This is a genomic window from Arthrobacter sp. AL05 (genome assembly GCF_029960715.1).
Taxonomy (GTDB): Bacteria; Actinomycetota; Actinomycetes; order Actinomycetales; family Micrococcaceae; genus Arthrobacter.
The window spans coordinates 26,800-39,699 of the sequence record NZ_JASBRC010000011.1; the positions used below are offsets into that span (position 1 = coordinate 26,800).

Annotated in this window: 14 protein-coding genes; all 14 read right to left on the reverse strand. The window is 62.8% G+C overall.

The genetic code is table 11. The features are described 5' to 3' along the window. Positions 1-17 precede the first annotated feature (17 nt). The 14 genes from QK287_RS13595 to QK287_RS13660 all read right to left on the reverse strand — a co-directional run bounded on the left by QK287_RS13595 (position 18) and on the right by QK287_RS13660 (position 12,783). A complete protein-coding gene (locus QK287_RS13595; RefSeq protein WP_282360418.1) occupies positions 18-1,400 on the reverse strand; it encodes an alpha/beta hydrolase-fold protein in 1,383 nt (460 codons plus the stop codon). 5 nt (positions 1,401-1,405) lie between these two features. Next, entirely contained in the window at positions 1,406-1,837 is a 432-nt protein-coding gene (locus tag QK287_RS13600; RefSeq protein WP_226774464.1) for a DUF2550 domain-containing protein, read from the reverse strand. A 10-nt stretch (positions 1,838-1,847) separates the two neighbouring features. Next, positions 1,848-2,132 carry a F0F1 ATP synthase subunit epsilon gene (locus QK287_RS13605; RefSeq protein ID WP_226774463.1) on the reverse strand — a complete coding sequence of 95 codons (285 nt, stop codon included), beginning with the start codon at positions 2,130-2,132 and terminating at the stop codon, positions 1,848-1,850. Between the two features lies 1 nt (position 2,133). Further along, positions 2,134-3,588, reverse strand: a complete 1,455-nt coding sequence (atpD, locus tag QK287_RS13610; RefSeq protein ID WP_226774462.1) for a F0F1 ATP synthase subunit beta — start codon at positions 3,586-3,588, stop codon at positions 2,134-2,136. Between the two features lie 78 nt (positions 3,589-3,666). Beyond that, on the reverse strand, positions 3,667-4,560 hold the full coding sequence (locus tag QK287_RS13615; RefSeq protein WP_226774461.1) for a F0F1 ATP synthase subunit gamma: 894 nt from the start codon (positions 4,558-4,560) through the stop codon (positions 3,667-3,669). A gap of 76 nt (positions 4,561-4,636) precedes the next feature. Next, a complete protein-coding gene (atpA, locus tag QK287_RS13620) occupies positions 4,637-6,274 on the reverse strand; it encodes a F0F1 ATP synthase subunit alpha (RefSeq protein WP_282360496.1) in 1,638 nt (545 codons plus the stop codon). Positions 6,275-6,356: 82 nt separating this feature from the next. Further along, positions 6,357-7,181 carry a F0F1 ATP synthase subunit delta gene (locus QK287_RS13625; RefSeq protein WP_282360419.1) on the reverse strand — a complete coding sequence of 275 codons (825 nt, stop codon included), beginning with the start codon at positions 7,179-7,181 and terminating at the stop codon, positions 6,357-6,359. Next, positions 7,181-7,729, reverse strand: a complete 549-nt coding sequence (locus tag QK287_RS13630) for a F0F1 ATP synthase subunit B (RefSeq protein WP_226774459.1) — start codon at positions 7,727-7,729, stop codon at positions 7,181-7,183. Before QK287_RS13630 ends, QK287_RS13625 begins: the two co-directional genes overlap by 1 nt. A 58-nt stretch (positions 7,730-7,787) precedes the next feature. Continuing rightward, positions 7,788-7,991 (reverse strand): ATP synthase F0 subunit C, encoded by a 204-nt coding sequence (gene atpE, locus QK287_RS13635; protein ID WP_226774458.1) that lies wholly within the window; start codon positions 7,989-7,991, stop codon positions 7,788-7,790. A 77-nt stretch (positions 7,992-8,068) separates the two neighbouring features. Beyond that, positions 8,069-8,869: a F0F1 ATP synthase subunit A gene (atpB, locus tag QK287_RS13640; protein WP_226774457.1), complete on the reverse strand. Its 801-nt coding sequence runs from the start codon at positions 8,867-8,869 to the stop codon at positions 8,069-8,071. A 91-nt stretch (positions 8,870-8,960) separates the two neighbouring features. Beyond that, positions 8,961-9,290 carry a hypothetical protein gene (locus QK287_RS13645; protein ID WP_282360421.1) on the reverse strand — a complete coding sequence of 110 codons (330 nt, stop codon included), beginning with the start codon at positions 9,288-9,290 and terminating at the stop codon, positions 8,961-8,963. Further along, positions 9,283-9,768, reverse strand: a complete 486-nt coding sequence (locus QK287_RS13650; protein ID WP_282360422.1) for a hypothetical protein — start codon at positions 9,766-9,768, stop codon at positions 9,283-9,285. Before QK287_RS13650 ends, QK287_RS13645 begins: the two co-directional genes overlap by 8 nt. Before the next feature lie 118 nt (positions 9,769-9,886). Next, positions 9,887-10,909, reverse strand: coding sequence for a UDP-phosphate glycosyltransferase (locus tag QK287_RS13655; protein ID WP_226774454.1), 1,023 nt, complete (start codon positions 10,907-10,909; stop codon positions 9,887-9,889). Continuing rightward, positions 10,909-12,783, reverse strand: a complete 1,875-nt coding sequence (locus QK287_RS13660; RefSeq protein WP_226774453.1) for a nucleoside-diphosphate sugar epimerase/dehydratase — start codon at positions 12,781-12,783, stop codon at positions 10,909-10,911. The genes QK287_RS13655 and QK287_RS13660 overlap by 1 nt, the downstream gene beginning before the upstream one ends. Between the last annotated feature and the right edge of the window lie 117 nt (positions 12,784-12,900).

Sequence of the window (12,900 nt, forward strand, 5' to 3'; positions counted from 1 at the left end):
CGCCGGGTCTGCCGGGCTCACCGGGTGATCCCCCAACGGTCCCCCAGAAAGTCCAGCCCGGCGGGCAGGCCCCTGGACCCGGTCTCCCAGGAATGCCCGGCCTTGGGTATCCGGCGGGTCGCCACGGTAAAGCCGGCATCGCGTGCAGCCGTCGACAGGAGCTCCATGTAGCCGATGAACTCGGGATCACGCTCGCCGGCGCCAAAATAGATGGCGTGCCCGTCAAAGCGGCGGTCCGTCATCAGCCGCAGCGGCGTCAAACGGTCGAAGGCTTCGGCGTCGCCGCCAAAGGAGGCCGCAATCGTCTTGTCCCGCTCCTTCGCAAGCGCGGGCTCCTTTTCGCTTGAGAACGCCAGTGCTGAGCCATAGATGTCCGGATGGCGCGTCACCATCTGCATCGCGCAGGTCGCACCAAAGGAGAATCCGCCGGCGGCCCACTGTTTGTGGTCCGGATCCACATCCAGTGTCTGGTTGATCCAGTCCGGCACGTCCTCGGCCAGATACGTGTCCGCCCGGGCGATCCGGCTGTCCATGCAGAGTGTATTCGCTGCGGCGGAACCGTTCGGATCCGCTACCACCACCACCGGAGCAACACCATGGTGCGCTGCCGCATACTGGTCCATGCGGCTGCGCAGCGCCCCGCCCGTGAGCCAGTCTGCCGGTCCTCCGGGCTGGCCGGAGAAAAGCACCAGGACGGGAAGTGCCGGCCGGGGCGAGGTCCGGTACGCGGGCGGAAGATAGATGTACGCCTCGCGGCCTTGGAAGCCCGAACGGGTCCCGGGGATGGCGGCGCGCCGCATAACACCGGCGTCGGGCAGGTCCGCCGGCGGTTTCCACGCGGACAGGCTCACCCCGGGGGCAGCACCGGGAACGCGTTTCAGCCCGTCGTCCAGCGGTTGAATCCGTGCCACGGCTGTGCCGGCGAGGTCGCTCACCGTGTGGTTGAGTCCAAAATAGGCGTTGACCTGCACGGCCGAGAGCAGCACAACACCGAGCAGGGCGCCCGTGGACGCAGCCGTCGCGCGGGCTGGACGCCGGGTGCCGCCCGGCGCGGGGCTCCGGCGGCCCGCGGCCCGCCAGGTGATCCACAGGTGCATCATCCAGAGCAGCAGGGCCGTGACCGCAGGCAACGACCAGGCAAGGACCTCGGCGGGGAGTTCGTCAGGGAACACCGGAACGGCGTAAATCATCAGCCAGTGCGCAGCGGCAAGCAATGCCGCCGCAACAAGCACAACGGCGGCCCGCGGAAGCAGGAAAGCCAGCCACGGACGGGCTGCGGTGCTCCGGGCGCGTTGGCTCCCGGGCTGCCAGAACAGGTAGGCCAGGCCCGCGGTGCCGGCAAGCCAGGCGAACCACAGCACCGGCCCGTCCACTAGCCGGAGTTCTTCCAGAAAAGACATCGGCGCTAGCGCCAGGTCCCGACGCCGATGACCGGCCCGGCCTCAAGCCAGGATGACAGCCCGGTGTAGGCGTCGAACCGCATCGCGAGCAGGACGTCCTGCCCCTCGTACCGGAGCTCTACAATCACGGCCCCGGGCTGGACTTCGACGAGCTCGGATTCGCTGGGCTGGCGCCTGGCGATCAGCTCGAGCGAACTCCGGCGGAAAGTGTACTTGGGCCGCGTGCTCAGCGAGGCAAGGCGGAACCACTCCAGGTCGTTGTCCTGATAACGACAAACCCCCATCTGCCAGCCGTTTCCGGCCGTGCAAATGGAGGCGTCCACTGTGCCCAGGGTGCGCCGCAGGGTGATGCGGCGCACCCCCGAAAGGCACAGTGCAAATACCAGCAACGCAAAGACCGTTGCCAGGACGATGAACGGAAAAACGGTATCGTTCATCAAGGTCGTGCTAGCGGATCCCCGCAGTAACCGCGTCGCCCATTTGGGCGTTGTCAGCAACAATGACGACCCGGTTGTTGTCGACGGAGAAGAAGCCGCCGTCGACCACTACAGAAATGCGGTCACCGGAGACCGGCTGGATGGCCAGCTCACCTTCGGCCAGTATCGCCAGCAGGGGCGAGTGGCCGGGCAGGATTCCGATTTCACCATCGCTGGTGCGGGCCTTGACCATGGTGGCCGCTCCGGACCACACGAAGTGGTCCGCTGCGACAATCTCAACCTCAAGCTCAGCCATATTACTTGGTCTGTTCCTGGATCTTGGCCCACTGGCGCTCGACGTCATCCAGGCCGCCGACGTTGAAGAACGCCTGCTCTGCGATGTGGTCCAGCTCGCCGTCGCAGATTGCGGTGAAGCCTTCAACGGTGTCCTTGATGGACACGGTGGAGCCCTCGACGCCGGTGAACTGCTTGGCGGTGTAGGTGTTCTGCGAGAGGAACTGCTGGATGCGGCGGGCACGCGAGACAACAATCTTGTCTTCTTCAGAGAGTTCGTCAACACCGAGGATGGCGATGATGTCCTGAAGTTCCTTGTTCTTCTGCAGGATCTGCTTGACGCGGACGGCCGTGTTGTAGTGGTCGTTGCCGATGTACTGCGGATCCAGGATGCGGGACGTCGACGTCAGCGGGTCAACGGCCGGGTACAGACCACGGGAAGCGATTTCACGGGACAGTTCCGTGGTCGCGTCGAGGTGTGCGAAGGTCGTGGCCGGAGCCGGGTCGGTGTAGTCATCTGCGGGTACGTAGATGGCCTGCATCGAGGTGATCGAGTGGCCCTTGGTGGACGTGATGCGCTCCTGCAGGAGACCCATCTCGTCAGCCAGGTTGGGCTGGTAGCCCACGGCCGAAGGCATCCGGCCGAGGAGGGTGGAAACCTCGGAACCTGCCTGGGTGAAGCGGAAGATGTTATCGATGAAGAGCAGCACGTCCTGGTTCTGCACATCGCGGAAGTACTCCGCCATGGTCAGCGCGGACAGTGCAACGCGCAGGCGCGTTCCCGGCGGCTCATCCATTTGGCCGAAGACAAGGGCGGTGTCCTTAAGGACGCCCGCCTCTTCCATTTCAACCCAGAGGTCGTTACCTTCACGGGTACGCTCGCCGACACCGGCGAAGACCGAGGTGCCGCCGAAGTTGCGGGCAACACGGGTGATCATTTCCTGGATCAGTACCGTCTTGCCAACGCCGGCACCACCGAACAGACCGATTTTGCCACCCTTGATGTACGGGGTGAGAAGGTCAATGACCTTAATGCCGGTTTCCATCATCTCGGTGGAACCCTCGAGCGTCGCGAAGGCCGGGGCCTTGCGGTGGATGGGCCAGCGCTCGGTGATTTCGAGTTCCGACTCAGGCACGTCCAGCGGCTGGCCGAGGACGTTGAAGATGTGTCCCTTGACGACGTCGCCGACAGGCACGGAAATGGGGGCACCCGAGTCCACTACAGCGGTACCGCGGACAAGTCCGTCGGTCGCCTGCAGCGAGATGGCGCGAATGACGTTATCGCCGAGGTGCAGAGCAACCTCAAACGTGATCGTCTTGGTCTCACCGTTGAGAGTAATCTCAGTGGTGAGTGCGTTGTAAATCGAGGGGATTGCGTCAGCCGGGAATTCGACGTCGACAACCGGGCCAATAACACGTGCAATACGGCCGGTAGCACCGGTCGTCGCGGCTACGTGTTCGGTAGCTGTGGCAGTCATCTCTCTCACTTCACTCAGTAGATGGCGTTGGGTTAAGTTTCTTTTGGTGCAGGTACAGCTGGATCCGGATTCGTGCGGCTAGGACGCGTTCAACGCGTCGGCACCGGCCACGATTTCGGAAAGCTCCTGCGTAATTTCAGCCTGGCGGGCGGTGTTGCGCAGACGCGTAAACTTCTTGATGAGATCCGTGGCATTGTCGCCGGCGGACTTCATTGCCCGCTGGCGGGCAGCAAGCTCTGAAGCTGCTGCCTGCAGCATCGCGGCGAAGATACGTGATTCGATGTAGCGCGGCAGCAGAGCGTCGAGAACCTGTTCCGTTTCCGGTTCGAATTCGTAGAGCGGCAGCAGATCCGATTCGGACGCCGCCTGCTCTTCGACAACCTCCAGCGGGAGAAGACGGACAACCGTCGGCTCCTGGGTCACCATGGACTTGAAGCGGGTGTAGACGACGTGGATTTCGTCGACGCCTCCCTCTGCGTAGTCCGTCGCAAAGTCGGCCAGCAATGCTTCGCCGATTTCCTGTGCCGTGGCAAACTCCGGTGCGTCCGTACCGCCGGTCCAGACACGCCCGTAAGGACGGTTCCGGAAGTCGAAGTACGCCTGCGCCTTGCGGCCGACCAGGTACATCTTGACTTCCTTGCCCTCCTCGACGAGCAGCTCGTGGAGGCCTTCCGCCTGCTTGAGCACACTCGCGGAGTACGACCCTGCAAGGCCACGGTCCGAGGTGATTACCAGGACGGCGGCCCGGCGGATCTGCTCCGGCTCGGTGGTCAGCGGGTGGTCGATTTCGCTCTGGCTTGCGACAGCAGAAACGGCACGCGTGATGGCGTTTGCGTAAGGCAGTGAAGCTGCTACGCGTGCTCGGGCCTTGCCGATGCGCGAGGTAGCGATCAGTTCCATCGCCTTGAAGATCTTGCGCATCGACGTCGTCGAGCTGATCTTCTGGCGGTAGACCCGAATCTGGGCTCCCATACTTATCCTTTCCTAAGATCCCGGTGGCCGGGACTGCCAGAACCCGGTGGGGTTCCGGCAGTCCCGGCCAGCGAAACTAGCGCTTCTGCTTGACGATTTTTTCCTGGTCGACCTGTGCCTCGTCGATGGCTGCATGCTCTTCGTGCCCTGCACCAACAAGGAGGCTGTCTCCCTCGCCGAAGAAGCCCTTTTTGAAGTCCACGATCGCGGTCTTCAGTGCTTCTGCGGTGTCATCGCTCATCACGTTGGTCTGGGCCAGCGTCGTCAGGATGGAGGACTTGTGCTTGAGGTGGTCCAGGAACTCGGTTTCGAAGCGGCTGATGTCCTCAACCGGAACGTCGTCGAGGTGCCCGTTGGTACCGGCCCAAATGGACACAACCTGGTTCTCGACCGGGAAGGGTGAGTACTGGCCCTGCTTGAGCAGTTCCATCAGGCGTGCACCGCGGGTCAGCTGCTGGCGCGATGCGGCGTCGAGGTCCGACGCGAACATTGCGAAAGCCTGCATATCGCGGTACTGGGCCAGTTCCAGCTTCAAGGTACCGGAGACCTTCTTCATGGACTTGACCTGGGCGGCGCCACCAACGCGGGAAACGGAGACACCCACGTCGACGGCCGGACGCTGGTTGGCGTTGAAGAGGTCCGACTGCAGGAAGATCTGGCCATCGGTAATGGAGATCACGTTGGTCGGGATGTAGGCGGAGACGTCGTTTGCCTTGGTTTCGATGAGCGGCAGGCCGGTCATCGACCCTGCACCGAGCTCGTCGGAGAGCTTGGCACAACGCTCCAGCAACCGGGAGTGCAAGTAGAAGACGTCGCCCGGGTAGGCTTCGCGTCCCGGCGGGCGGCGGAGCAGCAGGGATACAGCACGGTAAGCCTCGGCCTGCTTGGAGAGGTCATCAAACACGATAAGGACGTGCTTGCCGCCGTACATCCAGTGCTGGCCGATGGCCGAACCGGCGTACGGAGCCAGGTACTTGAAGCCTGCGGGGTCGGATGCGGGGGAAGCCACGATCGTCGTGTACTCCAGCGCACCGTTGTCCTCGAGGGTCTGGCGGACGGCCGCGATCGTCGATGCCTTCTGGCCGATGGCTACATAGATGCAGCGCAGCTGCTTGTTGACATCCCCGGAAGCCCAGTTGGCCTTCTGGTTGATGATCGTGTCGATGGCAATGGCGGACTTGCCGGTCTGGCGGTCACCGATGATCAGCTGACGCTGGCCGCGGCCGATCGGGATCATGGCGTCGATCGCCTTGAGGCCGGTCTGCATCGGCTCGTGGACCGATTTGCGCTGGGTCACGCCGGGGGCCTGAAGTTCAAGCGCACGGGTGGTTTCGGCCTTGATCTCGCCAAGGTCATCGATGGGCTCGCCCAACGGGTCAACAACCCGGCCGAGGAAGGCGTCGCCCACCGGTACGGACAGAACCTGTCCGGTGCGGTGAACTTCCTGGCCTTCTTCGATTCCGGTGAAGTCGCCGAGGACGATAACGCCAATTTCGCGAACGTCGAGGTTCTGGGCCAGGCCCAGCGTGCCGTCTTCGAAGCGAAGCAGCTCATTCGCCATGACCGAGGGAAGGCCCTCAACACGGGCGATGCCGTCACCTGCGGTTGTTACACGGCCGACCTCTACGCGCTCAGCGTTTCCGGGTTCGTAGGACGCCGCGAACTCGTTCAACGCATTACGGACGTCGTCGGCGTTGATGGTCAATTCGGCCATCTGCAGTCCCTGCTCTCCTGTTTTCGTGATCATCGTTGCTCACGATGACCGGGGTTTCGTTTAGTTGTGCTGGTCCGGCTGGCTAAGCAAGCTGGCGGTGGAGCTGGCCCAGGCGGGCGAGGACAGAAGCGTCTACCACTTCATCCCCTACCTGGATCCGGATGCCACCGATCAGTGCCGGGTCAACGTTCATGTTGATCTTGAGCTCGCGTCCGTACAGGGCGTTCAGGCCCTCCTGCAGACGGCTGGTCTGTGTCTCCGTCAGCGGACGGGTGACGCTGACTGTTGCAATCCAGCGCTGCTGGCGCTTTGCTGCAAGCTCCGCGAAACGACGAACAAGCTTGGTCGCCTTGAGGCCGCGGGGCTGCGAAACTGCTTGTCCAATCAGGACTTTCGCTTCCTCGCTTGCACTGGGTACAAGCTTTTCAGCGAGGGTCACCTTGGCAGCCGCGCTGGCCTGCGGTTCGGACACAGCACGCTGGACCTCGTGATTGGAATCGACGGCCTGGTTGAAAGAGAACAGGTCGTTCTCCAGCGCTTCCAGCCCGCTGATGCCTGAGGCAGCGGCAGCCGACTTGTTCTCAGCAACGGCAATGACCACCGAAGCGGCAAGAGTCTCGAGAGCATCGCCGATATCCCGGGCTGACGCCCAGCGCGAGCCGGCCAGTCCGCTCACGATGTCCACAGCTTCCGCGGAGACGTTCCCGCCAAAGAGCTGCTTGACCAGCGCCGACTTGTCCGCGCCGCTGCGGGAAGGGTCAGTCAGGGCGCGTCGCAAGCCAGCCGAGCTGTCTACCGTGCCCAGAATTCCGAAGAGTTCTTTAGCCAGCTGCAGCGAGGCGAAAGGAAGTTTGACTTCCAAAGCCGCCAAGGCCGCGGTCAGCGATCCGCTCGATACACCTGCCATTACTTAGCTGCACCTGCGTTCTGGTTCTCCAGATCTGCCAGGAAACGGTCAACCACACGGGCCGAACGCGCGTCGTCCTCGAGGGACTCGCCGACGATGCGGCCAGCCAGTGTCGTGGCAAGCGTGCCGACCTCCGAGCGGAGCGACACAACGGCCGCCTGACGCTCGGACTGGATGGCTGCGTGTGCCTGCGCCGTGATGCGAGCAGACTCGGCAGCCGCCTTCTCCTTCAGGTCCGCAAGAATCTGGGCGCCTTCGGCACGGGCTTCCTCGCGGATGCGGTTGGCCTCGGCACGGGCGTCCGTAAGCTGCTGCTTGTACTCTTCGAGCGCGGCGGAAGCCTCTGCCTGGGCCTTTTCAGCCTTGGCAATGCCACCTTCGATGGCCTCGGCACGCTCCGCGAAGGTCTTCTCGAACATCGGGACAACATACTTGACCACGATGAACATGAGGACAGCAAAGCCGGCCAAGACGACGCCCATTTCCCAGACATTGGGAAGCAAAGGCGACTGGCCTTCAACGGCGGCTGAGATGATCAGCTGATTCATAATTCACCCGTCCTTATCTACTCGGTTCTGGATGTTCGCTTTAGTTCTATGGTTCAGACTAGAGAACGAACGCGAAGACCAGGCCGAGGATGGCGAGGGCTTCGGTCAGCGCGAGGCCGAGGAAGGCGATCGGCTGGAGCACACGCTGTGCCTCCGGCTGGCGTGCAACACCGTTGATGTACGCGGCGAACACGAGACCAACACCGATACCACCGCCGATTGCGGACAGACCGTAACCTACGAGGTTGAGAGAGCCGTTCATTTTTCTTCCTTTCAAGATGCCGTCTGTGCGGCAGGTTGTTTGGGTTGCTTCATCCCGCAAGGGGAAGTTTGGGGTGCCTAGTGGCTGTCCGCGTGCAGCGCGCCTTCAATGTAGATGGCGGTCAGCAGCGTAAACACGTATGCCTGCAGAACCATAATCAGCGCTTCGAGCATGTACATCGCAATTGCGCCGGCGAGAACGAGCACCGAGGTGCCCTTCAGCAGGAGGTTTTCATTCATCACGAGGTACTCGATGCCGGAACCGGCAATCATCACGATCAGGTGCCCCGCCAGCATCGTCGCAAACAAACGCAGGCTGTGCGTCACCGGGCGGACCAGGAAGTTGGAGATGATCTCGATCGGGATAACGATCGGAAGAATGTAGCCCGGGACTCCGGAGGGAACGGTGGCCAGCTTGAAGTAGCGCAGTCCGTTTTTCCTGACGCCGATGACGATCCAGGTAATGTACACAATCGCGGCCATCACATAGGCGCCGCCGACGTGTGAGAACGTCGGGAGCTGGATGACCGGAATGGCACCGTAGATGTTGTTCACCAGGATAAAGAAGAAGAGGCTGAACAACAGCGGGACGTACTTCATAAAGTCTTTGCCGCCGATGATGTCTTTGGCAATGCCATTGCGGACGAAGCCGTAAGCGGCTTCACCCGCAAACTGCAGTTTGCCGGGGACAAGCTGGCCCTTGCGGGCAGCTAGCAGAAAGAATGTGGCGATAATAACGACCGAAAGGATTACCAGCAGCATCTGCTTGGAGAATCCGTCGGCCGCCCCCCACGGCAGGATTGCCGGCAGGTGCATTTCTTCAATTCCAGGAGGCGAAAAAGGTCCTGAATCTTGGGCCGGGAGCGCAAGCGCGATCAACGCGTTTCCTCTCTGCAGTGTCCATCATTGGGCGTTGGTCGGGGAAAGTCGGCGTTGCTGCCGGCCTCTCCCCCTGTGAAATTATTTGGCATTACTGATCCTCGTCCACGGACGGGCCACGTGCGGCATTGTCCCCGCCGGCGGAATGCTCCGGGCTGGTGAGGCCGTGCATGTGAGAAAGATAGAAACCTCCGGCGGCTCCAAGCAGGGCGCCTGCGAGCACAATCCAGCGGGTTCCCCACAGATTATCCAGACCCCACCCTATCAAACTCCAGACGATGATTCCGCCAACAATGTAGCTGAAGACGGCTATTCCGGCGTTGTATCCGCCGTCCCTGCCGTTCTCGGATACACCGGGGGCTCCGCCAGTGGTTTTGTGGGTTCTGGGCTTGTTTGCGCGTCCGTCTTTGCGGCTAGACATCGGTGCCGCCTTCGGAGGTCTTGGGGTCGTTGTAGATCTGCAGCCGGGCCGTGCTGAAACCGTAGATCTCGGCGGCCTGCCACAACACAACTGTCACGACGGCGCCGGCCAGGAACCAGCCCCGGGAAAGCCAGTCGGGGGTGCCGATGGCAAAAAGCACCACGGCAAAGCCAACGACCTTGATGAAGTATGTTGCGGCGAAAAGGCCAATTGCACCCGAGGGGTTGTTACGTCCGGCGAAGTGGCCGATCAGCAGGCTGATGGCGAAAAAGACGGCGACCAGGGCTCCGCCGAGAAGCCAGGAAAAGGCAGCTGCCGTCGAAGCCAGCAGCACTGCCGCCACAGCCACCAGCAGCAGGGCTCCGCCGCTGACTGCCGAACTTATTCCCAGCAAACGCAGCCACAGGGCTGGTGTGGGGCCGGAGGCACCAACAGATCCGTTGCCGGAGACGGGTCCGGGATCGGCGTTGGAGGTCATGGGATCCCAATCGTCGCGGGGCGGGTGCTGGTAGAAGTCGCGGCGTCAACCCGCCCCTAAATTCTACACGAGATAGAACATGGCGGCGTCCCGTGCCGCGCCGCGGGCGCCGGCCCGCTTAGGTTACCGGCGACCTGGTAACCTTCCGGCGCCTCCCGAAGTGTCGGATCAGGTCCGGTGACGCCAGGTAAAGCCCAAGGACGGCCAGGCTTCCGGCGACGCAGAGCACCACCACAGGCAGGGTAGCCGTGGCGGCGATGAAGCTGAAAACGATCACTGCCGCCGTGCACGCCGCGACGGTGCCTGCCGACTGAAGGTGCGAAAATCCGACGTCGGTCAACCGCTGGTAGACGTGCTCCCGGTGGGACGCGTACCAGCGTTCACCGGCATTAATCCGGCGCAGCAGGGTGTAGCCGGTGTCGGCAACATAGACGAGGATCGGCGACAGGACATATTCCACGTAGACACCGCTGAAGAACCCCGCCACGGCCAAGGCAGCCACCGAGGCACCCAGCAGGTAGCTGCCGACGTCGCCCAGGAAAACGGAGCCCCTGGACAAGTTCCACGGCAGGAAGCCCAGGAAGGACATGGCCAGCACCGCCCCACCAGCGGTAAGCCACGGCTGTTCCGCCAAGACCCCTGCCACCGCGTAGGCGCTGCCCGCCAGGACGCCGTGGAAACTCGAAATCCCGTTGACGCCGTCCATGAAGTTCGCGATGTTGATGTACGCAGCAATTGCCAGCGCCGCCAGCGGCAACCACCAGAAGGACTGGCCGGTGAGCAGGAGCAGAGCTGCGGAACCCGCGGCACCAATCCCCAGCTGGGCGGCCGCCCGGCCCCGAATGGAGAGACCACGGAGGTCTTCAATCCATCCCACCGCTGCGCTGGCAACGATGATGCACAGCACCACCAGGAAGACCGAACGGTCCACCGTCACCGCTCCCAGCAGGCCGGCGGCCCCGTAGCCGATGGCGGTGGCCACCGAAACGGCCACTCCCATGCCCCGGATGGTGGTTGCGCCGTGGGACGACCGGGCCGTGGGAACGTCAACGACGCCCATCTTCACCAGCCACGGCTTTACGGCAAACGGAAGCAGCACGCTCGCTAGCAGGGTGACGGCGGCAGTGAGGAAGATCAGCATCAGGATGCAACCCTTGTGTGCTCGCCCGGTTCGTCCGCTTCATCGTCCGGGATGGAAGCGATGTCCAGACCCTGCTCCGCCTCGCAGCGGGCCAGCCAGTCGTCGAGGTCCAGCCCGGACGGGTCCTGCTGGTGGGCCTGCGTGTGGGAGATCTTCGGATGCAGCGGGCGTTCGTCGAGCTCGCCGATTCCAACGAGTTCCTCGTGGAGTTTCTCGCCGGGCCGGAGCCCGGTGTAGACGATCTCAACCTTCTTGCCGGACATCGCGATCATGCGTTGGGCAACGTCCAGGATTTTCACCGGTTCCCCCATGTCAAGGATCATCACCTCTCCGCCGCGTCCGATCGCGCCGGCCTGGATGACCAGCTGGCACGCTTCCGGAATCGTCATAAAAAAGCGGGTGACCTCGGGGTCGGTGACAGTCACGGGACCGCCCACCCGGATCTGCTCCGTAAAGAGCGGCAGCATCGAGCCGCGGCTGCCCATAACGTTCCCGAACCTGACGGAGACAAATTTGCGGCCGGTCTGGCCCGCCATCCACGCGGCCAGCTTTTCGGCGACGCGCTTCGAGTGGCCCAGCGCCGTCGTCGGGTTTGCCGCCTTGTCCGTGGAGATATTCACGAAGTGCGATACCCCGGCGTGCTTTGCGGCACGCAGGACGTTGAGGGTGCCCAGGACGTTCGTCTTCCAGGCCTCGATCGGATACTGCTGCAGCAACGGCGCGTGTTTGAGGGCGGCAGCGTGGAACACCACCTCCGGGCGGCGGTCCTGGAAGATCTCCTGAAGCGCGTCCGCGTCGCGGATGCTCGCCAGGACGGTGTCACGGCCAGCAAGCAGTCCCCGTCCGGTAATGGTGATCTGGGTCTGCTGCAGCCCGGTTTCGTCGTGGTCAAGCATGATCAGCTCGGCCGGCGAGAACTGGACGATCTGCCGGCACAGTTCGGACCCGATGGATCCGCCGGCCCCGGTGACAAGGACGCGTTTGCTCTTGATGTAGCCGGCAATCTCATCGACTTTGATATCGACCGGGCGCCGCCCGATCAGGTCCTCGACAGCCACTTCGCGGAAGTCGGAGAAGCCCTGGGGCGCCCCGCCGCCGAGCATGTCGCGCAAAGGCGGCAGGACCAGCACCCGAACATTCATTCCGGCTACTGCGTCGGAAATCCGCCGGACCACGGAAGCCTCCACATTGGCAAACGCCAGTACCAGCACTGTGGCGCGGGTGCGCCGGATGATGGCCGGCAGGTCGTCGCCGCGGCCCAGGACCTGCACGCCGGAGAGCCGCAGGTGCTTCTTCGTGGGATCGTCGTCAATCAGTCCAACAGGATAATACGGCGATTCGGCGTCCTGCAGCATCCGCGTCAGCAGCGAGTTGCCGAGGAAACCCGCGCCATAGATCAGGGTATTCTGGGCGCTGTCGCCGGGACGGTGTTTGCCCTCAACATAGAGCCTCTTGGCATAGCGGGCGGCCCCCATAAAGAGGCAGGCGAACGGGAAGGCGATGAGCCCCACGCTGCGGCCGATTCCGATGGCTTCATAGAGCACCAGCAGGCTCAGCGTGATGGAGGCCGCGACAATCACTGTGACAAAGACCAGCGCCTTGGCTTCCTGGAAACTTCCGAACGGATACCTGCCGCGGTACAGCGCCAGCGCATAGCCTGCCAGGGCCTGCACCACTATGGCGATGGCCATGATGATCAGGGCACTGACAAGCTGTTCTTCCCTGATGCCCATTTCATAGCGCAGCAGCAGGGCCAGGACGATCGCGACGACCCACGACATTGAGTCCAGGAAGAGCTGGATCCAGATCCAGAGCGGAGGCTTTGTCTCCTCCAGTGCTGCGGCGGGTTCGCGCGCTTCAGATTTCGTAGTCAACAGAGATTGCAACCGACTTCCACTACCACGGCGGCCATCCGCCTGTTTCAATAATTACCCGCCCTGCAACTGCCGGACAGTACCCGGTTCTCCCACGATACTAATCGCTCCCGGATG

Bases quoted from the DNA above. Each gene is read 5' to 3' on its own strand.
- QK287_RS13595 (WP_282360418.1), bottom strand. From the start codon at position 1,400: ATGTCTTTTCTGGAAGAACTCCGGCTAGTGGACGGGCCGGTGCTGTGG.
- QK287_RS13600 (WP_226774464.1), bottom strand. From the start codon at position 1,837: ATGAACGATACCGTTTTTCCGTTCATCGTCCTGGCAACGGTCTTTGCG.
- QK287_RS13605 (WP_226774463.1), bottom strand. From the start codon at position 2,132: ATGGCTGAGCTTGAGGTTGAGATTGTCGCAGCGGACCACTTCGTGTGG.
- atpD (WP_226774462.1), bottom strand. From the start codon at position 3,588: ATGACTGCCACAGCTACCGAACACGTAGCCGCGACGACCGGTGCTACC.
- QK287_RS13615 (WP_226774461.1), bottom strand. From the start codon at position 4,560: ATGGGAGCCCAGATTCGGGTCTACCGCCAGAAGATCAGCTCGACGACG.
- atpA (WP_282360496.1), bottom strand. From the start codon at position 6,274: ATGGCCGAATTGACCATCAACGCCGACGACGTCCGTAATGCGTTGAAC.
- QK287_RS13625 (WP_282360419.1), bottom strand. From the start codon at position 7,181: ATGGCAGGTGTATCGAGCGGATCGCTGACCGCGGCCTTGGCGGCTTTG.
- QK287_RS13630 (WP_226774459.1), bottom strand. From the start codon at position 7,729: ATGAATCAGCTGATCATCTCAGCCGCCGTTGAAGGCCAGTCGCCTTTG.
- atpE (WP_226774458.1), bottom strand. From the start codon at position 7,991: ATGAACGGCTCTCTCAACCTCGTAGGTTACGGTCTGTCCGCAATCGGC.
- QK287_RS13645 (WP_282360421.1), bottom strand. From the start codon at position 9,290: ATGTCTAGCCGCAAAGACGGACGCGCAAACAAGCCCAGAACCCACAAA.
- QK287_RS13650 (WP_282360422.1), bottom strand. From the start codon at position 9,768: ATGACCTCCAACGCCGATCCCGGACCCGTCTCCGGCAACGGATCTGTT.
- QK287_RS13655 (WP_226774454.1), bottom strand. From the start codon at position 10,909: ATGCTGATCTTCCTCACTGCCGCCGTCACCCTGCTAGCGAGCGTGCTG.